Origin of the sequence: Leptospira soteropolitanensis (genome assembly GCF_026151655.1) — a bacterium.
Lineage (GTDB): Bacteria > Spirochaetota > Leptospiria > Leptospirales > Leptospiraceae > Leptospira_A > Leptospira_A soteropolitanensis.
On sequence record NZ_JAMQPN010000009.1, the window covers coordinates 106,490 to 127,247 of the forward strand.

At 36.8% G+C, this 20,758-nt stretch carries 19 protein-coding genes; 6 read left to right on the forward strand and 13 right to left on the reverse strand.

Annotated elements, in window-relative coordinates; genetic code table 11:
- Positions 1-9: 9 nt before the first annotated feature.
- Together ND811_RS16425 and ND811_RS16430 are read right to left on the reverse strand one after the other, a co-directional pair.
- Positions 10-951 (reverse strand): histone deacetylase family protein, encoded by a 942-nt coding sequence (locus ND811_RS16425; protein WP_265353027.1) that lies wholly within the window; start codon positions 949-951, stop codon positions 10-12.
- An 18-nt stretch (positions 952-969) separates the two neighbouring features.
- Complete coding sequence (locus ND811_RS16430) at positions 970-1,533, reverse strand: hypothetical protein (RefSeq protein ID WP_265353026.1); 564 nt, start codon at positions 1,531-1,533, stop codon at positions 970-972.
- Between the two features lie 86 nt (positions 1,534-1,619).
- On the opposite strand from ND811_RS16430, the gene ND811_RS16435 reads away from it, so the two are divergent.
- A complete protein-coding gene (locus ND811_RS16435; protein WP_265353025.1) occupies positions 1,620-2,576 on the forward strand; it encodes a putative glycoside hydrolase in 957 nt (318 codons plus the stop codon).
- A 39-nt stretch (positions 2,577-2,615) separates the two neighbouring features.
- On the opposite strand, the gene ND811_RS16440 is transcribed toward ND811_RS16435, so the two are convergent.
- From ND811_RS16440 to ND811_RS16455, 4 genes are all read right to left on the reverse strand, one after another.
- On the reverse strand, positions 2,616-3,638 hold the full coding sequence (locus ND811_RS16440; RefSeq protein WP_265353024.1) for a lipase secretion chaperone: 1,023 nt from the start codon (positions 3,636-3,638) through the stop codon (positions 2,616-2,618).
- Positions 3,639-3,736: 98 nt separating this feature from the next.
- Positions 3,737-4,648 (reverse strand): esterase/lipase family protein, encoded by a 912-nt coding sequence (locus ND811_RS16445; protein WP_265353023.1) that lies wholly within the window; start codon positions 4,646-4,648, stop codon positions 3,737-3,739.
- 197 nt (positions 4,649-4,845) lie between these two features.
- On the reverse strand, positions 4,846-6,213 hold the full coding sequence (radA, locus tag ND811_RS16450; RefSeq protein ID WP_265353022.1) for a DNA repair protein RadA: 1,368 nt from the start codon (positions 6,211-6,213) through the stop codon (positions 4,846-4,848).
- Entirely contained in the window at positions 6,213-6,851 is a 639-nt protein-coding gene (locus ND811_RS16455) for a ribonuclease D (RefSeq protein WP_135744564.1), read from the reverse strand. Before ND811_RS16455 ends, radA begins: the two co-directional genes overlap by 1 nt.
- A gap of 54 nt (positions 6,852-6,905) precedes the next feature.
- Here ND811_RS16455 and ND811_RS16460 point away from each other — a divergent pair, with 54 nt between their 5' ends.
- From ND811_RS16460 to ND811_RS16475, 4 genes are all read left to right on the forward strand, one after another.
- Positions 6,906-8,792 carry a glycoside hydrolase family 36 protein gene (locus ND811_RS16460; RefSeq protein ID WP_265353021.1) on the forward strand — a complete coding sequence of 629 codons (1,887 nt, stop codon included), beginning with the start codon at positions 6,906-6,908 and terminating at the stop codon, positions 8,790-8,792.
- A 69-nt stretch (positions 8,793-8,861) separates the two neighbouring features.
- On the forward strand, positions 8,862-9,326 hold the full coding sequence (locus tag ND811_RS16465) for a putative lipoprotein (RefSeq protein WP_265353020.1): 465 nt from the start codon (positions 8,862-8,864) through the stop codon (positions 9,324-9,326).
- 350 nt (positions 9,327-9,676) lie between these two features.
- A complete protein-coding gene (locus ND811_RS16470; protein WP_265353019.1) occupies positions 9,677-11,170 on the forward strand; it encodes a hypothetical protein in 1,494 nt (497 codons plus the stop codon).
- The gene (locus ND811_RS16475) at positions 11,167-12,789 is read left to right on the forward strand and encodes a dolichyl-phosphate-mannose--protein mannosyltransferase (RefSeq protein ID WP_265353018.1); all 1,623 of its coding nucleotides are present in this window, start codon (positions 11,167-11,169) and stop codon (positions 12,787-12,789) included. The genes ND811_RS16470 and ND811_RS16475 overlap by 4 nt, the downstream gene beginning before the upstream one ends.
- Here the strand turns inward: ND811_RS16475 and ND811_RS16480 are convergent.
- The 3 genes from ND811_RS16480 to ND811_RS16490 are packed head-to-tail and all read right to left on the reverse strand — an operon-like array spanning position 12,746 to position 15,600.
- Entirely contained in the window at positions 12,746-13,858 is a 1,113-nt protein-coding gene (locus tag ND811_RS16480; protein ID WP_265353017.1) for a SpoIIE family protein phosphatase, read from the reverse strand. The two genes, ND811_RS16475 and ND811_RS16480, sit on opposite strands and share 44 nt — an antisense overlap.
- 27 nt (positions 13,859-13,885) lie before the next feature.
- Positions 13,886-14,701 (reverse strand): hypothetical protein, encoded by an 816-nt coding sequence (locus ND811_RS16485; protein ID WP_265353016.1) that lies wholly within the window; start codon positions 14,699-14,701, stop codon positions 13,886-13,888.
- Positions 14,701-15,600 (reverse strand): histone deacetylase family protein, encoded by a 900-nt coding sequence (locus tag ND811_RS16490; RefSeq protein ID WP_265353015.1) that lies wholly within the window; start codon positions 15,598-15,600, stop codon positions 14,701-14,703. Before ND811_RS16490 ends, ND811_RS16485 begins: the two co-directional genes overlap by 1 nt.
- A 91-nt stretch (positions 15,601-15,691) precedes the next feature.
- On the opposite strand from ND811_RS16490, the gene pyk reads away from it, so the two are divergent.
- Positions 15,692-17,128, forward strand: a complete 1,437-nt coding sequence (pyk, locus tag ND811_RS16495) for a pyruvate kinase (protein WP_265353014.1) — start codon at positions 15,692-15,694, stop codon at positions 17,126-17,128.
- Here pyk and ND811_RS16500 read toward each other — a convergent pair.
- The 4 genes from ND811_RS16500 to ND811_RS16515 form a co-directional block, all read right to left on the reverse strand.
- On the reverse strand, positions 17,121-18,383 hold the full coding sequence (locus tag ND811_RS16500; RefSeq protein ID WP_265353013.1) for a BaiN/RdsA family NAD(P)/FAD-dependent oxidoreductase: 1,263 nt from the start codon (positions 18,381-18,383) through the stop codon (positions 17,121-17,123). The two genes, pyk and ND811_RS16500, sit on opposite strands and share 8 nt — an antisense overlap.
- A gap of 3 nt (positions 18,384-18,386) precedes the next feature.
- Positions 18,387-18,809 carry a VOC family protein gene (locus ND811_RS16505; RefSeq protein WP_265353012.1) on the reverse strand — a complete coding sequence of 141 codons (423 nt, stop codon included), beginning with the start codon at positions 18,807-18,809 and terminating at the stop codon, positions 18,387-18,389.
- 9 nt (positions 18,810-18,818) lie between these two features.
- Positions 18,819-20,003 (reverse strand): sterol desaturase family protein, encoded by a 1,185-nt coding sequence (locus ND811_RS16510; protein WP_265353011.1) that lies wholly within the window; start codon positions 20,001-20,003, stop codon positions 18,819-18,821.
- 139 nt (positions 20,004-20,142) lie between these two features.
- Positions 20,143-20,754 (reverse strand): ABC-type transport auxiliary lipoprotein, LBF_0736 family, encoded by a 612-nt coding sequence (locus tag ND811_RS16515; protein ID WP_265353010.1) that lies wholly within the window; start codon positions 20,752-20,754, stop codon positions 20,143-20,145.
- Positions 20,755-20,758 lie beyond the last annotated feature (4 nt).

A 20,758-nucleotide genomic window follows, 5' to 3' on the forward strand; every position in this document is an offset into this window, starting at 1 on the left:
TTTAAGATGTTAGAATGCTAATGATTCCAAATGCAATTTGACCGATTCGGCAAGAGCATTCAAATCATATCCTCCTTCTAAAAAGGAAATCATTCTACCATTGGCGTATGTATTAGCTATTTTTAGTGTTTCCTGAGTAAGGATTTCAAATGAGGACGTAGACAAATTCATTCCACCAAGTGGATCGTTTTTATGAGCATCAAAACCAGCGGAAACCAAAACAAATTCCGGTTGGAATTTTTCCATTTCTCTTTGGATAGAAGGAAAACTAGATAAATATTCGAATTCCCCTGCCCCACGAGCCAAAGGTAGATTCAGAGTGGTCCCAAGCCCTTTCCTTATACCTCGTTCGGACATAGCTCCTGTTCCCGGATAAAACGGATACTGATGAAGCGAAATAAAATAAACAGTATCATCTTCGTAAAACTGGTGTTGTGTGCCATTTCCATGATGGACATCCCAGTCTAAAATCAAAATGCGTTTGATCCCTTTGGATTGTAGATATTTTGCAGTGATGGCAATATTATTAAAAATACAAAATCCCATTGCATGATCTGCTTCCGCATGATGGCCAGGTGGACGAACCAGTGCCATTCCATTTTTTAAGTTTCCCAGAAGGACTTCATCCGCTAAATAAAGTCCAGCACCAACGGCAAGACTTGCCGCCGTAAAAGAATGCGAAGAAAAAACGGTATCTCCATCCAAATACCCTGATCCTTTTTCCTGGCAAGTCTTTCCCACCAAACGAACGTAACTTGGATCATGTATGGAAGAAATTATAGAAAGTGGCGCCTCTATAAAATCTTTTTTCCAAAGAAAATAATTGGAAGGTAAGTCAGAAAGCTTGTCTAAGATGGATTCTAATCTTCCGTGTGTTTCTGGATGCCCTGAACCTGTATTGTGTTTTAGAAATTCCTCATGAAAAGTAATTCCAGTTTTTAATGATTCCATCGGCACTCGAGTTGTCATTTACTGAAATAACATAAACCGTTCGATAAATACAATCATCTCCACAATCTCTAGGATGATACGATCGATTTGTTTAGTAATTTGAACTTTTTCCTCCGAGGAAATAACTTTGTCCATTCCCGCATTCCCATAAATTGCATAGAAGGTCTTGATATCTGTAGAAAAGGATGAATTAAACCATTCTTTGAAGGTCCGTTGTTTCATTTTGTATTCTGGTTTGATCGATCCAGTCAGTTCCCAAACAGAACCTTCGGTAAACCGCAATCTGATTTCAAATAAACCTCGGTCCTTTCGAATATAGGTTTCTTCGTCAATTGGTGAAAAATCAATCTTACGCAACATAACAAGTACTAGTAAAATACTTTCTAAAAATTCAATGAGGTTTTTCTTTTCGGATCCGCTAATTTTGGAATCGTCACCAAGATGTTGTAAATAGGATTCCCCCATTCCTTGGAAAAGACGTGAAACTTCCACCATTCGGTCTTTAAAACTCTTTGGATCCGATAATTCTTCAGGAAACCTTCCGTAAGATTTTAAATTGAAGTCGTTGGAAATTTCTAACATGCCCAAATTTTCTTAAAGCCAGTCATTTTCGTCAATCGATTCGATTTGAATTTTCAGAACCAACCCAAATTCTTGTCATTACTACCATGAAACAGGCAACTTTTTTCCTCCTACTTTTTGTCTTATTATCCTGCCAGTCAGCATCCAAAACGGAAAGACGGCAAAATGCAGATTCCTCAGGGATCACTCCTGATTTTATTGAAGGTCTCTATATTAATACCAAAACCATCCGCGATAAAAAAAGATGGAGTCTATTATTCCAAGGGATGAAAGAAGCAGGGATGAATACTGCTGTTGTGGATATGCAACCTTTTCCTCCCACGCCGGAGCAAGTAGCAGAAGCCAAAGCTCTCGGCTTTTATATGGTGGCAAGGGTGGTTAATTTTGAAGGTGGGCTTACAGAAAAAACACCTAACACTAATCTAATGGCATCCATACAAAAATCAATTCGAAAAGCCTGTGAATTAGGTTTTCCAGAAATCCAATTGGATTATATACGATATGCAGATGGTGGCACTAACTTTAGTATGAGTTATGAAAAACGTTATGAGTCCATTCTCGGAATCATCAAAGATCATAAAGAAAAAACCAAAGACAGTTGTTCCAAGGACACACGTTGGACAGCTGATGTATTTGGAAGAGTTCCTTTTATTGAAAACGATGTGATTGGCCAAAAAGTTGAACCGTTTAGTGAAGAATTGAACGGGCTATATCCAATGTTATATCCATCTCATTTTTATGGATTAACCAAAAGAGTGGCAGACCCTTATGGAACCATTAAAGACGGTCTTGATCTCACTGTCAAACGTGCAAAACAAGGAACCAAAGCGATTGCTTGGGTACAGGGATTTAATATGATGGTGGGTCCAAGTAAATTAACTTACACAGACTATATCAAAGTACAAATGCAAGGTGCTAAAGATTCTTTAGGACATGGATTTATTGTTTGGAACGCAGGAAACGAGTATTTCGAAACCATGAAAGCCTATGAAAAATATAAGTCGGAACCGTCTCCGAGTAACCAGGAGATTACCAAAAACTAAAATTACGCTTAGGTGATTGGTGGAAAGAAAAGCGGGAATTTACTTTCCCGCTTCTTCAATATTTTTACGCCTGATATATGCATCCGCTTCTTCTTCCGAACCCAAGGCCTGAATCCGTAATTCTTTTAGTTTCTTTTCTTTTTCGCTAGCAGAAAGATTCGGATTCTCTTTTAAAAATTCTTTTTCTTTAGATTCATACTTTGCAATCGATTCATGAAATTTTGTTTCTTTGACTCTCTCCTCAGACAAACTCGCAGCACGTTCTTTTCCAAAATATTTGGTTTCAATCTTATTAAGATATTTTTCTCTTTCTTTAGGATCGGTAATGGCACTAAGCTCTTTATCACGAAGACTCATTTCCAATTGGTAATGATCATATTTATCTTCTCGAGAAACTAAAGCATCGTAATAAGCACCATATGTTTTTCTTTTTAGTTCCTCGTATTGTTTTACACGTTGGTCTGCAGGTAAATTGGCTGATTGTTTGATAAAGTTTTGTGTTCCTTCCAAAAATGAAACTTGCGATTCTTCCATTCCAAACACTAAGTCTGCTTTATCTCCAAGAACATCTCTTCTTTTTGCTTTGATCTTTTCATACAGTTCCACAAAAGGTAAATCCGTTGGCTGTTCCCATCTTCGGTATTCATCTTCATATCGAAAGTAGGAAGTAAAAAGGTCTTTTACTTTTTCTTTATCAGGTGATTCATATTCCGAATCAAGATAGGCGAGGATGGTTGCATTGCACTGGTCAGGTGTATATTCTGCCTTACATTTACGACGCAAAGCCCAAACTTCCCAGACAAAGTTGACCTTTCCAGTTCTCAAATCTTCTAATAACTCTAAATAAGGTTTGGTTCTATCTTCTCTAAATGGAGAAATTGCCTCGTCCCAAAATCCCTCCCCCGTTCCGAGAGGTGAAATTCGATCCTTAGCCATTTGTTCTTCAGGAGTTAAGGACTGGTTCAAATGATTAACAACTGTATCTTTTTTTAAAAAATAAAGTAAACCCAAGAAAAATATAAGAAATATAACTACTATAATGATAATTTTTTTAAAATCCATTCTGATTGTATAAAAACCTAATTTGGAACTTATGTTTAGAAGATAATTAGAAATAAAAAAGCCGGACTTGGCATCCGGCTTTGAATGTTTGGTTTTTATTATAAACCAGCTTTTGCGTTCTTTGCGATGTTTAAGTACCAACCTTGCACATCAAAATAGTTTTGTCCGCTCCAAGCCAAGTTTGTTGCTTGTAAGTGGTCAATTCCTGTTGCAAACCAATAAGAAGAAGGTGTTCCTTTCCAAGCACCCCATTTTTGGGAGTTCAATGGAACCACACCATCGTTACCACCACCTAAACCATAGTATAGACCACCGGCCCAAGTAATTGGATGAGTGAGTGCCATAATTGGGTGTTGGATGAGGTCAGCCCAAGCCATTTCACTACCATAGGAATAGTATTTAATTCCAGATTTGTTTGGGGAATTTGTGTTAAATGTTTTCACATAACTTACAGTTAACGATTTTCCCATAGCAATTACATCTTGTGGGCGACCATCGCGATAAACTAATTTTGCGAGTAAACTAAGTGCTGAATTGGCAAATGGTTGTAACCAACCAGGAATGGCGGCAAGAACGATATCTGCCATTGGTGCTCCTTGGTGAAGGGAGTTGATGGTAGTTACAGTTTGTGTCTTTCCAGAAAACCCTAAATTGGATACCATATAACGAATGACAAGTCCCCCTTGGCTATGACCCATCAAATGGACCTTAGAACAACCGTTTGCTGTCATCCAAGTGGAAACTGCTGATTGGATTTGGCTTGCACGAGTGGGAATGGAATTAGTAGCAGAACTTCCCGGAGTAGTTACTTTTGCACCTTGGCTACGAAGATAACCGTCAAGGCCTCCCCAATACTTTACAAGTCCACCAGCAAGCCCTTGGGTATCATCAAATCCGAGGATTCCATGAACTAGTGCAATGCACTGACCATCAAGAGGACCGGCAAACAGACCGGAGGTGGGAACGGAGAGGAGGGTCGCTAAAACCCCAATCAAGATTTTCTTTTTCATATTTCACCTGAACTTTCTTTGTTTTTACAATATAAATGCACAGGATTGACATCAGTCAATAACTTATGGCAAATTTAGGTCAAATGTTTCGAAACGATGTTCATAACTAACGCCGTAAGTTCGGGAATTGTGAGCCAGGATTTGCCATTCGAAGGAGAGATTGTTTGATTTTTAAAGAGGCCGATTCGTTTGAAGGATTAGAAACCTAACTCTTGTAAGTGTTTGACTGGAGTGAGTTCCAAAGAAGGAAAAAGCCCATCCACTTCTTTAAAATTTCCCTGTGGGATGTAGACCTTGGAAATACCGATACCTGCTAGTTCTTTGAGTCGTAGGTTGATCTGTCCCACACTCCTCACCTCGCCAGAAAGTCCCACTTCCCCAAGAAATCCCATTTCTCTGGAAACCGGTTTGTCTTTAAATGAAGAAGAAATGGAAGCAACAATGGCTAAGTCAAGACTTGGTTCATCAATACTAAGTCCACCAGCAAGATTGCTAAAGATATCAGATTCGGATAAAGGAAATCCTAAATATTTTTCAATGACAGCAGATAGTAAAATCACACGACGATTGTCTAGACCTTCTGCCATTCGCCTTGCTTGGCCATAAGAAGATTTGGTCACTAATGCTTGTACTTCGACGCTAATTGCCCGAGAACCTTCCATAACAGAAGATAAAACACTGCCTGACCTTTCTTCTGACTCGGGGGAAATGAACAAACGATGACGGTCGAGTACTTGTTTGAGTCCACCCGATACCATTTCAAAAATGGCAGTATCCCCTACCGCACCAAATCTGTTTTTGACAGCACGAAGGATACGGTAATAGTTAAACCGGTCCCCTTCAAAATACAAAACTGTATCTACCAAATGTTCTAAAACTTTGGGGCCTGCAATTTGACCTTCTTTGGTAATATGACCAATGAGAAAAATTGGAACTGAAGTACGTTTGGCGGTTTCTAAAAAGATTTGTGAAGACTCTCTCAGTTGAGTGATGGTTCCTGCTTGGTTCACTAAACTTTCTTTGAGAATGGTTTGAATGGAATCAATAAAAACTACTTTAGGATGTAAATCCGAAATCATTTGTGAAATATTTTCTGCATATACTTCAGATGATAACAGAATATTTTCCGAGGTGACTCCCATTCGTTTGGCGCGTAAACCAATTTGCGAAGCGGACTCTTCACCAGAAATATACAAAACCTTCCCATCCGCTGCAATGTTTTTGGCTATTTCTAAAACGAGAGTGGATTTTCCCACTCCTGGTTCTCCTCCAACTAACACCAAACTACCAGGGACAATCCCACCACCAAGAACCAAATCCAATTCGCTAAAACCAGAAGAAGTGCGAACATGGGCATCACTCACCACAGAGCCTATGGATTTAGGATCGGTGTATTTTCTATCTTTTGGTTTTTGAGAAACGGGAGAATCAAATCTCCCGGAAGAAGTATTTGTGACTTCTTCGATTTGGTTCCATTCCCCACAAGAAGGACATTTTCCAGCCCAACGAACAAAACTATCCCCGCAGGACTTACATTGGTATTGGGGAAGTTGTTTTTTTGCCATCAGTGTTCGAAAAGATTAGGTACTTCCAAAAGATCCAGTTCCACTTGGGTTTCCAAAAAGGCAAAACAACGTTCCGCTAAGGCAAACCTATTTTCCCTGATCATCATCTCAGTAAGGATGGATTCAAGTGCAATTAAAAACCGAACATCAGTGGATGCATAATCGACTTGGTCTTTGGTGAGGATTTTTTTCCCCCAATCAGAACTTTGATTTTTTTTATCAATGTTTTCTTCAAAAAATTCACGGATTAGTTCTTTTAACCCATGTTTGTCGGTATAAGTTCGAGCAAGTTTACTTCCGATTTTGGTGCAAAAAACATTTTGAACTTTGATTCCTAGTCTTGCCCTAAGGAAGGTCATATCCATTCTTGCAAAATGAAAGATCTTTGTAATATCTTTGGATTCAAATAATTTTTGGATATGCGGAGCTTCGGTTTGCCCAGGAAGAATTTGAACGAGTGCGACTTTATTTTTGGAATCGGAAATTTGTACGACACAAAGTCTATCCCGTCTGGGATTGAGCCCCATCATTTCACAATCCACAGCCAACCTGTCATCCTTTTTGAAGGCGTCAAAGAAATCTTCGTTCAGATCTCCCTGGAGGACGACTGGTTTTATAGTTGAACGTTTTTGGGTCATAATGGCTTACTATGGAAACCACCCTATCAAAATCATCAAATAGATTTTTCCAAGATGAAAATTCAATACAGAGTTCATAATTCCGTCACCATTTCGAACTTCCTTCCTGTTAAGGCAGGGGTTTACCAATCCGAATGTAAAAAATTCGAACTTCTACTTACTTCGACAACAGACACTAAAACAGGCACTGTATTCAGTCCTAAGCTCATTTGGCGAGAGTCCACAAGACCCGAAGTAGGATTTTCAGTAGATTATTTAGAATTAAATTTATCGATCCTACCGGAAGGAGGAGGTTATTCCTTATTCCAACACGGATACCAATCCTGGTCTATCTCAAGAAAGGTCGAAAATACATCGACTGACAGGCCACCTTTTTTATCTTTTTTGCAATATTCACAAGAGAATATTTATTCAAAACATGAATCAAAAGTCGGGAAGTTCATTTCGGAATATCTCACTCTTATTTTTAATAAAGATACTGGAAATGGTATTTTGTATGCTCCTATCGAACAAGGAGAGTTCGGAACCAAATTTGAAGTGGTTTTTGGAGAATCAGCCAATATAACCTCCGTTAAAGTTATCTATGATATTCATTGTTTACCGGATCTTCGTCCCAATGCAAAACTGAGTATTGCAAAAATTAAAGTTTTACCTTTTAAAGGGAACCCGGAAGGAAAACTTGCTAAGTATTTTGAAGAATTAGGGAATAAAGAAGGTCCAGGAAATTTACCAAAAAAGGTTCCCACTGGCTGGTGTTCTTGGTATTATTATTATACAAAGATTGATCAAAAAACAATTTTAGACAACCTAGCAAAGGTTAGAGAGCTAAACCTACCATTTGAATTTTTCCAGATCGATGATGGATACCAAAGAGAAATTGGGGACTGGCTTGTACCGAATGAAAAGTTTCCCGGAGGGATGCGAATCCTGGCAGATGAAATCAAACGTGTGGGATTAAAACCAGGAATCTGGCTTGCCCCATTTTTAGTCCGAAAAAAATCAGAATTCTTTCGTAAGTATCCAGAGGCCATCCTAAAAGACCAAAATGGAAAACCGGTTCCTGCCATTTACCAACCACTTTGGGGAAGAGGTTATACCTATGCACTGGACATCACACACCCGACTGCACTAACCTATATAGAAAAAGTTTTTACTACCCTTGTCAAAGAATGGGGATATCCGTATTTAAAATTGGATTTCCTTTATGCAGGTCTACTTCCAGGCGATGTATATAACAAAAGTTTGTCGCCTCAAGCACGATATAGGAACGCCTTAGAACTCATTCGAAAAGTCGTTGGAAAAAACACATTTTTGCTTGGATGTGGAGCTCCCATGTTACCATCGGTGGGAATTTTTGATGGGATGCGTATCTCTTGTGATGTAGCACCATTTTGGTATCCCGAAAAACTTCGTGTATTTCTAAAAGATAGGGATGCACTTTGCACAAGAACTGCCCTCATCAACGATATCACACGTTCCTCAATGCATAGACATCTTTGGTTGAATGATCCGGATTGTTTGTTAGTTCGTAAAAAAAGAAACAAAATGAACGAGGCTCAAACAAAACTTATGGCTTCCGTCATGGCAGTGTCAGGTGGGATGTTACTTGTTTCTGATGACCTTACGAAACTGGAAATGGACAGATTGGATCTTTTGAAAAAAGCCTTCCAATTGAATCGGGAATGCCAAGCTTATACCCCTGTTCCAATTGGAATTTTTGAGGAAGAATTCCCTACGGCAATGTACAATCCTGCTGGTTATCTTGGAATTTGGAATCCTTCCGAAGAAGAACAAACTGTGCGTTTTGCAATCCCACAAGGTTTAAAAACAAAAGCCCCATTTTTAGATTTTTGGACAGGAACAATGGTGGATCTTCGAATCGTGGAAGGTCATTTTGAAACCACTCTTCCGGCGTTTGGTTCCGTTGTTGTGGCAGTTTGAATGAGAAAATTAATTGACGGTTTCTAATTTGGACTTAGAATCTTTGCAATTCGTCGTAAGAGGTTTTTTATGCGTTTGATCAAACATTTAAGTCTAGTATCCGTAATGGCGGTACTAATATCATTTAACAACTGTTCTTTTATGGATTCCGCTTCTGCCAGCTTAAGTCGCTTTGGTATTTCTATATCGGATTCAACATCTGCCCTTGTAAAATCAGTGTCAAAAAGTATTTCGTCAATCTCGGATAGCGGTGATGAAAAAGCCATGAATGAATATAAAGAAGATGTAATTGCAAGTGTTGCCTTACAAATTCGTTACGAAAATCAAAAACAAGAATTGGAAAACCAACTTTCTTTGATAGCAAAATCACACGGTGTTGTCGCTTGGAGATCAAACAGTGCCACTTATATCGCCATTGGCCAAGGTTTGAAACAAGCAAATCTCTCTCCTTCTGAAATGAAAGCAGTGGCCACTGATGTTGCAAAACAAAATGCTACCGTTGCAAAACTAATACTAAACGGGTACAGTCTATAATTCGGATCGTCTTTGGGCGGCATTACACCGCCCATTTCCTATTATTACTCATTCACTTTTTCATTTTTTTTCCCCAACATCTAAATGCGAACCCAAACCCCTATGGGTTTTTATATATCGATTCAAATTCAGGACAATCCAGTGGTGGTCATTCAGCACTTCGATTCGGTGATCGTGTCTATCACTTACAATATTCCTTTGATGATAAAATCTTTCATATCGTCAGAGAATCTTGGGAAGATTTTCGTTTTCAATATGGAGTAGTCCAAAACCGTAATATCGAATTTTACGAGTGGGAACTTTCAGAAAGGGCAAAACAATTATTACGCCAAAAATGGAACGAACTCTATTTGATCCAAGAAACTCATATTCAAAATCAAAAAAATTTGGAAGAGGAATGGATCATTGCAGAAAATAGAAATAAAAATGACCTAACATCATTACCCATGAGTGGATTTGGGTATTTCACAAATATTTCTGATCCAAATTCCCCCATTCAAAAATTGTTTTCCTTTTCGCAAAAAGAAAAAGAGGTTTTGAGAAATTCGATTCTTTCTTCGCAAGAATTTAAGAAAAGATACCAACTAACAAAAGTAGACAATTCTTTACCAAATACGGATTCACCTTATCGCCTTATCCATTCGATTCAAACCAAAAGAAACCAAATTATTGCAGCCGAAAAAAAAAGTTTTATCCGTAACTTTCTTTTAAATCCAGTTCTTATTTATGAGGACTCGTTTATGTCATTGAATGGACCAGAATTTCAGCTAAATGAAGAAGAAATAAAAATTTGGAAAAGGCACTTGGTTCGGTTAGTGCAAGATTTACGATTTTGTTTAACCAACAATGAGTGTAACGATTGGGAAGAAATGACATTTCTTTTGCGAATTCTCTATATTCAGAAATCGATAGAAAGTAAAACGGTAGTCTTCCCTAAAAAACAATTAAATGGATTCCAATATCTACCCATCGTCCCATTACCAGACTCGGTAATGAGCGTAAAACAAAAAGAATATGCAGAGTTATTTAGGCAGCAAAAGAAAAAGTTCGTATCCGATTATGGACCTACCCATTTTTATAACTGGGAATCTTTTTTGGTTCGTTATCAAAGTTTTTTAGAATCGGGTGTGGCTCCAGATGGGGTTGAATTCAATTTAGTAGGATATAATCCTTATGAAAAATTCTTAAATGAATTTGAGAAATCAGATGAAACCGAAACCGAATCTAAAATACAACAAACGAATTATGAAACTTATACGGAGAAAATCCAAGACCTATATTCATATCACCTAACTCACCAAAATTGCACGACAGAACTATTTCGTTATTTGAATGAAATGTTTCCCGGTGGCAAAATCGGAAATGAAATTTTTTGGGATCCATTGTCAAGTCAGGTGATCAGTTTTAATTTTATTCCATCGGTAGCTGCCTGGAAATTAGAGACCAATTCAGGAACAAAACAAAAGAAAAGATATTTATCCTACCGAAATTTAAAGAGAATGAAAATAGAAGGATTTACCGAAAAACATTTTAAAGAAAAGTTTGTTCCTAGTTCTAAAATCTATAAAACAAATCCCATAGACCATCCATTTTTATTTTTTACAGAAGAAACAGTTTGGAACAGGCCTATCTTGGGACTGGCGAATACAGTATTTGGAATTGGATATACAAGTATGGGAATATTCACCTCACCCCTTGACAAAGGATATCGGTTTTCCAAAGGAACAGAGTCTGTATTTTATAGCCTTCCTGAACTTGTATTTTTTAATATCCGTAAAGGACATTTCCCATTTATCTCCGCTGAAGAAATCCCAAAAGAATATTACATAAAAGAATCCTTATGAAAACTGCTTTTTTCTATTTCCCATATCTTTTCGTATTACTAACACAATTTTTACCAACAAAACCCTGGTTTTTTCCTGCAGAAAAAACTTCCTATATAATCATTTCTCTCTTATTTATATTATTACAATTTACAATACTTTATCTAAAGTCAACTAACAGTAGCATAATCAAACATTGGGAGACCTACACTCCTTCAAATTGGATTATTGCATTTCTTTTTTTTGTTAGTTTAATTATCTTTCCCATTCGAAATATGAATTGGGGGGATGGCCTCCTTTTATTAGAAACCAATCTATTAGAAACAAAACTTTTTGGATTTCAATTTACTTTAGATGAAATTTTAGAAACGGTCTTTCATAGTCAAGTTTCCAACGTTTTCTTTAAACTCGGTTTTTCGGATGATCCAAGAATTTCATATACTTTTTTGTCTCAGGTTGCAGGGATCGGGATGATCTTTGGATTTTTATGGATGGCCAAAGAAAACTCAAAGACGAATTCGTTATCAATCCTCGTTTTACTTTCATCGGGTGGTATTTTACTAACCTTTGGATATGCTGAAAACTACACCCTCGTTACATCATTTCACTTACTTTTATATATATTTGTTTCGAGATATACAAAAAATCGCAAAGACGATGAATTATTGTTATATGGCGCCACTTCTCTTGTCGCCATTTCCATGTTATTTCATTTGGTATCTGGATATTTAGTTTTACTTCTGATCTACTTATGGTATGAATATTCCCCAAAAGAAAAAAAAATAAAACATCTATTCCTTTGTGCACTTATTGGTTTTAGCATTCTAATTCCTTGGTTTATTTATTTTCTTTTCTTTCACGACCCGATAATCGACAGAAACAGCACTCATTTAATCCATCCTCCCTTTTACCCCAAAAATAGATTAGTATCGCTCAACCATATCAAAGAAATTCTATCGGTTTTGTATTGGAATGCATCGATTGCCTCACTTTTTTTACTGCATCAAATTTTCTTTTCCCAATCTGAATGGAAAAATTTTATCAATAGGCCTGAATCAAAAGTCATTTTAGTTTCCATCTTTGCTTTTTTCCTTCACGGTTTTTTCCACAATCCACAACTGGGTTTTCCGGCCGACTGGGACCTTATGGGGTTTTATTGGTTACCCATCGTATTTTTGGCCCACCAGTTCTGGATCCAATCTAATGAAAATAAAATAGAATGGGTTCCTGCTTTTTTATTTGGAACAACGATTGTTATCATTTCGGCAATCACATTAAACAAAAATGATCCTGACAAAGAAGTTCTTTGGGATGTAACCAAAGTGACAATTCAAAGTTACGTACTTGAAAATAAGAAATACATAGATAGTTTACCAAAAGAAGATAAGAAGTTCTTTGCAAAAGGCGATTTTTTGTTTTATAAAGGCGTGATGGTCACAACGAAGTTATGCGATTTTCCAACGAAAAATGAAATCATTCGGAAAATGGAATCACATAGAAAGGATTGGAAACATGGATTTGAAAGTGGAGGTTTTAAATCTAAAGAAAAACTCGGTCATTTTTTGACCGAAGCCACAAAAACAAATATTGAATATATTAAATCTCTAGAAGTAAATAAGATATGTCATCCGACGATTTAGAAGAAGTTTGCAAATATTGGATATAGTTAGTAATCTCCGTTTTCATACTATCTATTCGATTGGCACCACTGGGAAGTTGGATGAGAGTCTGGACCAGAGGATGGGTGCTGGATGCAAGTAACCCATCTGAATATAAAAAAAGAACATCGCCTTTTTCTACTGCAATTTCATTTTCTGCAAATTCCATATCTTTTAATATTCCTAAAATTTGACCAGATTGATCATGTAAAATCAACGGCGCACGAGATTCTTTTTGAAATATTAACGGGTAGGGATGACCACCTCTTGCATAAATAATTTTTTTATTCTTATGATCCACAATGATACTAATGGCTGTCATACTATGTGTTCCGATTTCATTACAAAGTTCTCGGTTTAAACGAGAAAGTAATTCAGAAGGTGCAATCGTTGTTGTTCTAACCAATTCCCGGTGAATCGTTGTCATGAGAATGGCAATGAGCCCAGATGTAACACCGTGACCTTCGATATCCCCCATTAATATCAGAGTTCTATCACCGTCCAAAGGTAAAACTTGGAAAAAATCACCTGAAACAAAACTCACAGGTTTGATATCAGCAAATATTTTGTGATCCAATTGAGGTAAGTTCATTGTTTTAGTTTGGATTTTTGCTGCTAACCTCAGGTCACGTTTGATGGATTCATCCATCGATTCTTTGTCTTTTAGAAAATTGTAATATTCGAATGCACGTGAAATGGCAGCTTCTATAGATTTAATATGAAATGGTTTTAAAATAAAATCTGATGCTCTATGATAAAGTGAAGAAACCACGGTTTGAATGTCATGTTCCCCAGTCATCATTAGGACTTGAGTTTTGGAATCATAAGCTTTGATTTTCTGCAAAAGATCCAAACCGGATGTCTGTGGCATATTGACATCTAAGAAAACAATTGGATTTCGTTCACCTTCGAAGTATTCAAAACCTTGCAGAGGATTCGTAAAATACCGGACAAAATATCCCAAACCATTAATGATGAGTTCAAGAGTTTCACAAATTTCTGAATCATCATCTATGATGAGAATCTCAGGTTTAAAAGAATATTCGGACATCTACTAGATTATCGGCATAGATCCGGTTTAATTTGAGACTAATGTGAATTTTAGTTTTTCTTTCACTTCCTCCACTTTTCTAAAATAGGCCTCATGAAATACTTTTTTCTCCAAATAGATGTCGGTGCAGGATATCATTTCCCCATATTTCCATTCGTATGGTTCGCCACTTTCATAACGAACTCTGTTTTGATGGATTTGAGAAGATAAATTGCGTAAGTTCGTTCCGCGAAAATTTTTCACGAGAGCTCGAAAGGTTCCTTCTTTTTCCGGATCAATGAATCGAAATTTTCGTGAGAACAAAACTGCATCGTGAAAATATTCGGGAACATTGAAAGCACCAGAAGTTCCTAATTTTTTAGATAGGTCTCGAATAAAATCTGTAAATTCATTTAGTACATTCAAACCAGGATATTCTTGTCCAAAATATAATTCTTTTTTAATGTCGCCTGGTTCAAAATTAATGTTTTGAGTTAGTAGCCAATCGATGTAAATCATTGGGAACTGCTCATCATCACCCTTTAACTGAAATTGGGATACTTTTAGTCGAGTGTGAACGAGGATTTTTTTGCTCTCTGATTTAATATAAATTCGGTTATCGTAATCATTTAGAATTTCTAATTCAATGATAGAGTTATGGAAACCACGTTTCTCAACCGCTTTGATGAGACCAGCATTCACTAACATCTGTTCTACTTCATAATGGGTAAACCTATTGAATAACTTAGGTTCCATATTTAACGAAGTATTTAATTCTTTAGAAACATCTACTAAAGACAAATCATCCAAATCTAACCAATCAGACTGGTTTTTCTTTTTGTCGGTAGATGAAAAAATTCCCATTACTTTTCACCAAATGCAGTGATCGTATTGAAATGAATTTCCACTGTGTCGCGAAAATCACGTGCATATCCACCAGCTAGAGTGACAACGCAAGGCACATTTAACGACTCAGCAAATTTACGAACCATCAAATCACGTTCCTTTAAACCTTTCATGGAAACTTTCAATTCTCCAAGAGAATCATCTTCATACGGATCAGCACCTGCAACATAATAAATTATATTGGAATCAAAATCTTTTCGGATTTGATTCAACGATGTTTCTAAGGTAGATAGATATTCATCATCTTTTGTATTCGGTTCTAAATTAATATCCAAGTTAGATACTTCTTTTTTTGGATAAAGATTTCCCTGGTGCATCGAAAATGTGAAAACTTTGTCATCATATTGAAAAATATACGAATTTCCATTTCCTTGATGCAAATCCAAGTCAATGATGAGGGCATTTAAGTTAGGATTTGTTTCTTTTTGTTTTCGTATAGCAATTGCTACATCATTTAGGTAACAAAACCCTTCAGCTTTATCTGGGAAACTATGATGATAACCACCTCCCATATTAAAGGCAAATTGAAACTTTTTCGAAAGTTCTGCTGCCATCATCGTACCACCAACACCATACATAAAACTTTCCACAATACTTCGATTAAGTGGAAGTTCTGAATACATGGTTCGCGAAGTATGTTCAAAACTAAATAGATCGTCTAAGTATTCTTTGGTATGTACTAGCTCTAAATCAGCCTCTTCTGCTTTTTTAGGTAGCAAAATGTCCCAAGACGCATATACCGGATCTCTTTTGACGCGGTTGTAAAGATGTGAATATTTATGCGCTGGAAATACATGACCCGGTAATTCGAGATTGTACGAAGAATGGTAGATGAGAGCAAGTGCATTAGATGCCATTAAATTGATATTTTTGTGAAAAATGACACAAGTCAATTCAAACCGTACAATTTACTTGCAGGAAAAATCAAAAAAGATAAGAATAGAGACTATGCCGGTAGACGAAAAAATCCCAAACAAACGCACTAAAATTATCTGTACCATTGGCCCTGCATCCGCAAACCGAGAAACTATCCTAAGTTTAATTTATTCAGGAATGGATTTGGCAAGGATGAACTTCTCCCATTCCACTCATGATTACCACAAAGAAATTTTTGAATTATTGCGCGAATGTGAACAAGAATCCGGCAAATCTATTGGCATTCTTGCCGATTTACAAGGTCCCAAAATCAGAACTGGAAAATTAGGCACAGGTCCCTTAGAACTCAAAACAGGAGATCAAATCGCCATCAATAATAAATCGGACTTCCTTGGGACTAGAGAGGAAATCGGCTGCACCTATCAGTACATTCTAAACGACATAGATGTCGGACACAAATTACTCATTGATGACGGTAAACTTTCATTCGTTGTGAAATCCAAAACGAAAGAAAAAGCAATTTTAGAAACAATCATTGGAGGTACCTTAAAAGATAACAAAGGGATTAACCTTCCAGGAACACCCATTTCGGCACCTGCTCTTTCAGAAAAGGATATTGAAGACTTACAATTTGCCTTGTCACTCGGTGTGGACTATATAGCACTTTCATTTGTTAGACGAGCAAGCGACTTAGAGATGGCACGTCAGTTTATGAAAGATAGTTATGCAGGTCTTATAGCAAAAATTGAACGACCCGAAGCAATACAAAACATCGAAGAAATCATTGATAATTGCGATGGCATCATGATCGCACGCGGTGATTTGGGTGTTGAGTTAGATACACAATATGTTCCCATCATTCAAAAAGAAATGATTACAAAACTAAATCAAAAGGGTAAACCAGTCATCACTGCTACACAGATGTTAGAAACAATGATCGATAATCCACGTCCAACCAGAGCCGAAGCGAGTGACGTGGCTAATGCTGTGATGGATGGAACTGACGCGGTAATGTTATCAGGAGAAACAGCTTCTGGAAAATTTCCAATTGAAACCGTTAAAACCATGACAAGTATCATTCAAGCTGCTGAAGAATCTGAGATCTATTTATCTCACTTGAGATATATGGATCGTTCTGAATTTGAAGTGGAACGAACAGCACTTGGTAGTGCAGCGGAATCTATTTCTAGATCCATCAATGCAAAGGCCATTATTAACTTTACAAGATCAGGTTATTCATCCCTTCTTTCTTCAGAGTTTCGTCCCCTAAAACCAATATACTCGTTCACACCGTTTCTTGGTACTGCAAGGAAAATGCAATTGTATTGGGGTGTTGATGCCTATGTCATGCCTATGATGGATAAATTTCCAGACATGATAGCCTTTATGAGTAAAACACTAAAAAGTGAAGGAAAACTAAAGTCGGGAGATACTGTGGTAATCTTATCGGGTGCACCAGGATCAATAGCACAAACTGTCGACTTTATTCAAATTCATAAAATCAAATAACAATAGTTTTTCGAATACCTCGGGCTGCAATTGTTGCTGTAGTCCAGGCATTTTGAAAATTAAAACCTCCGGTTACTCCGTCCACATCAATCACTTCACCAGTAAAAAAAAGACCGGGTGTTTTTTTACTTTCCATTGTTTGGAATTGTATATCTTTTCTGGAAACCCCTCCCGCAGTCACAAATTCTTCTTTAAATACACCCTTAGCGACCATTCGAAGTTTGGTCTGTGTAAGTATTAGGCATAAATTCCTAATTTCAGATTTAGAAATATCTGAATAACGTTTGTTTGGTTGAATTTTCGATTCATTCAAAATCCACTCCCAAAACCGATTGGGTAGTTTCCACAGAGGATCTGGCACCAACTTGTCCCCAGGCGTTTTTTCTTTTTTGCTTAAATATATTTCTTCAACGTTTTGAGTTTTTTCACCACCGATCCAATTTACCGACAGATCCACTTTATAATCAGCTTCAAATAAAGTACGAGCTTCCCAAGCTGAAAGTCTCAGCGCACAAGGTCCACTGAGTCCCCAATGAGTGATCAACATAGGTCCACTCTGAGGTTTTCCTTTTGGTAAAATTTTGATTTCAGAGTTTGGGACAACTAGTCCAGTCAATTCAACAAGATCTGTATTCTCAAGAGTTAATGTAAAAAGAGAGGGAACAGGGGTTATGATTTTATGGCCTAACTTTTCTAGTATACTCCAAACTTTTCGATTTGATCCAGTTGCAATCACTACTGTACCAAAGTTTTCCTCAAAACCACCTTCCCACAACACTCTAAATCCATTTTTTTGGTTCAAATTCACGTCGGGAATTTGATTTGGATATATACCAACTAATCCTTGTTCAAAGTGAATTGGGATTTTTTTAGATTTTAATTCATCCAAAAAACAATTGATAATGGTTTCAGAACTGTCTGTAGTTGGAAACATTCTTCCATCTGCTTCTGCTTTTAAAGTGACACCTCTTTTTTGAAACCAAGTGATCGTATCACTAGGACTAAAACTTTCAAAAGCCCAACGTAATTCTTTGTTTCCCCTTGGATAACGCATCGAAAGAAGTTCCGGATCAAAAAGATTGTGAGTTACATTGCATCTTCCTCCACCAGAAATCTTCAGTTTTGAAAGAGGTTCTTTTGATTTTTCAAAGATTTGAATATCACATAATCCTTGCAATTCATCGTAAATTTGTAGGGCTGCAAAACAGCCGGAAGCACCTGCTCCAATGACGGCAATTTTTGGTTTCTTTCGCAAAGCCTACCACTCACCTATATTAGGCATAGAAACCCAAGGTTCCATAGGAGGGAGGGCTTTTCCTTTTTGAAGGAGTTCAATAGAGATTTGGTCTGGCGACCTAACAAAAGCCATACGACCATCCCTGGGAGGACGATTGATGATGATTCCCATTTTTTGAATTCGTTCGCAGGTTTCGTAAATATTTTCTACTTCATAGGCCAGGTGACCAAAATTTCTACCAGAGGAATAGGGATCAGTTTGTCCCCAATTGTAAGTAAGTTCTAACTCTGGTGCGTCAGCTTCACCAGTAGATAAAAACACAAGAGTGAATTTTCCTTCAGGATGTTCATTCCTTCTAGTGACTTTCAGTCCAAGGACCTCAACAAAAAAATAGAGAGTTTTGTCTAAATCTAAAACCCGAATCATTGTATGTAAATATTTCATCTGTTCTTACTATAAGAAAAAATACACTAAAAGCACAAGCCAAGAAATATATTTAGGAATCTCAAAACGGAACCATTCTTTTTTCCCTTCCAAGAGCCTGCCTAAAGAAACAAAGGAAAAAACCAAAAGAAAAAAAACGGAACTAATTTCCCCTAATGAGAATTGATGCATTCGTTTCAAAAAATATAAAGTTAAGATAGTTGGAACCAAAAAAGAAACCAATAGATATAGTCTGTATGGTGTATCGCCCGCCTTACTCCTGTATTGTGGCACTTTTACCTTTCTTTCAATTTCCCATCGATTATTGTTTAACCAAACTTTTGGATCTGTTACACCGCGATCTATTGTTGATTGAAGATCATCTGGCCTTACGGAAGGATAAGAAAAAAAAGAACGAATCCCTTGCCATTTGTATTTTGTTTTCCAAAAATCGCTAAATAAATCCCGGAATACATGTAGTTCCGCAGTGACTGGATCATAAGTATGCAATTGAGAAACTAAGCCATACCGCGGTTCTTTTGTTTCTTCACAAAACGTACCAAAAATTCGATCCCAAAAAATGAACACCCCGCCATAATTTCTGTCTATGTATTCTGGATTTATTGCGTGGTGGACTCTATGATGGGAAGGAGTGACAAATACAGATTCAAACCAAGCGGGTAACTTTTTAATGGCGCGAGTATGAACCCAAAATTGGTAAGTTCGATTTAGTGCATCTATGATTAAATATGATTCTACGGGGAAACCTAATAAAGATAAAGGTAAATAAAAAAGCCCTATTCCAATATTTCGAACAAAGGATTGCCTAAGGGCTACTGACAAATTGAATTCTTCACTTGAATGATGAACCACGTGAGAAGCCCACAAAACTTTGATTTCATGACTATAACGATGCGCCCAATAAAATAAAAAATCTAAAAGAATAAATAATACAATCCAATGCATGGGTGAAGTAGGAGATAAATGTATTTTTGAAAGTAATTCTACTCCCCAAGAGATTTGGTACAACTGGTTATAAATAAAAACTAAACCTAATAGTATGAGACCGTCAAAAATTCGGCTAAGAACTCCTAAACTTAGATCTGCTAATGAATCTTCGTAAAAATAATAATCCTGTTTTTTGAAACGAGTATAAATTACCTCGGCCAACATAAGTAAAATATAGATAGGCGCAATAGTTTCGATCAGTCTCATGGGATGTCCTTTAGTCCCTACTATCTATACTGATCCAAATCGAAAAGCAACCCTGTTTCTAACGATAAAATCTAAGAAATATTCAAAAAAAAAACAAATCGATTAATTTGTTATTTTATGAAAAGTCGGAATCCAAAATTTATTTCAATTGTTTACTTAGATCCAAATTCAATTCATCAAATGACTTGGAAAGACCCAAATTCCAACCAAGCACTAAGGCCTCAGGTTCTTTTTTATCAATAGGTTGGATTTGTTTATATGTTTTTCTAAAAACGGGAGAAGAAATGAAATCTTTATCTTCATAAACTACAACTTCAAATTCAATCACAGCTTTTGGTTCCTTAGTTCGGAAATCTCCATACAATTGAGTTAAATTTAATTCTATAAAATGGGTTACACTAACCCTAGTATGAATGCTTGCATCCCATTCAAAATTTCCAGACTTTAAAAGAGAACGAACCAATTCTTCTTTAAAATTATGCGCTGGCGGAATAAAGAATCCGTTGTAAAAATCAGATTCATATACGGCATTTTCCTTACGATATACAAATTCCTTTCCCTCAAATTTCGGAGAAATAAATACCTTACGAACAACAAAAGTCCTGGGTTTTGGAAAAGCAAACATCGGTTTGGCTTCAGACGTTTCAATTAAATAAAATCTTTTTTCTGGAAAGGTTTTACTGACGCCAAAACAATTAGTTAGAGAGGAAATGATACCAATATAAAGGGAAAAACGAATCAGTGTATTCATTATA

What these genes read in the sequence shown, in the direction of transcription:
- ND811_RS16425 (WP_265353027.1), bottom strand. Translation starts at nt 951, where the DNA reads ATGGAATCATTAAAAACTGGAATTACTTTTCATGAGGAATTTCTAAAA.
- ND811_RS16430 (WP_265353026.1), bottom strand. Translation starts at nt 1,533, where the DNA reads ATGTTAGAAATTTCCAACGACTTCAATTTAAAATCTTACGGAAGGTTT.
- ND811_RS16435 (WP_265353025.1), top strand. Translation starts at nt 1,620, where the DNA reads ATGAAACAGGCAACTTTTTTCCTCCTACTTTTTGTCTTATTATCCTGC.
- ND811_RS16440 (WP_265353024.1), bottom strand. Translation starts at nt 3,638, where the DNA reads ATGGATTTTAAAAAAATTATCATTATAGTAGTTATATTTCTTATATTT.
- ND811_RS16445 (WP_265353023.1), bottom strand. Translation starts at nt 4,648, where the DNA reads ATGAAAAAGAAAATCTTGATTGGGGTTTTAGCGACCCTCCTCTCCGTT.
- radA (WP_265353022.1), bottom strand. Translation starts at nt 6,213, where the DNA reads ATGGCAAAAAAACAACTTCCCCAATACCAATGTAAGTCCTGCGGGGAT.
- ND811_RS16455 (WP_135744564.1), bottom strand. Translation starts at nt 6,851, where the DNA reads ATGACCCAAAAACGTTCAACTATAAAACCAGTCGTCCTCCAGGGAGAT.
- ND811_RS16460 (WP_265353021.1), top strand. Translation starts at nt 6,906, where the DNA reads ATGAAAATTCAATACAGAGTTCATAATTCCGTCACCATTTCGAACTTC.
- ND811_RS16465 (WP_265353020.1), top strand. Translation starts at nt 8,862, where the DNA reads ATGCGTTTGATCAAACATTTAAGTCTAGTATCCGTAATGGCGGTACTA.
- ND811_RS16475 (WP_265353018.1), top strand. Translation starts at nt 11,167, where the DNA reads ATGAAAACTGCTTTTTTCTATTTCCCATATCTTTTCGTATTACTAACA.
- ND811_RS16480 (WP_265353017.1), bottom strand. Translation starts at nt 13,858, where the DNA reads ATGTCCGAATATTCTTTTAAACCTGAGATTCTCATCATAGATGATGAT.
- ND811_RS16485 (WP_265353016.1), bottom strand. Translation starts at nt 14,701, where the DNA reads ATGGGAATTTTTTCATCTACCGACAAAAAGAAAAACCAGTCTGATTGG.
- ND811_RS16490 (WP_265353015.1), bottom strand. Translation starts at nt 15,600, where the DNA reads ATGGCATCTAATGCACTTGCTCTCATCTACCATTCTTCGTACAATCTC.
- pyk (WP_265353014.1), top strand. Translation starts at nt 15,692, where the DNA reads ATGCCGGTAGACGAAAAAATCCCAAACAAACGCACTAAAATTATCTGT.
- ND811_RS16505 (WP_265353012.1), bottom strand. Translation starts at nt 18,809, where the DNA reads ATGAAATATTTACATACAATGATTCGGGTTTTAGATTTAGACAAAACT.
- ND811_RS16510 (WP_265353011.1), bottom strand. Translation starts at nt 20,003, where the DNA reads ATGAGACTGATCGAAACTATTGCGCCTATCTATATTTTACTTATGTTG.
- ND811_RS16515 (WP_265353010.1), bottom strand. Translation starts at nt 20,754, where the DNA reads ATGAATACACTGATTCGTTTTTCCCTTTATATTGGTATCATTTCCTCT.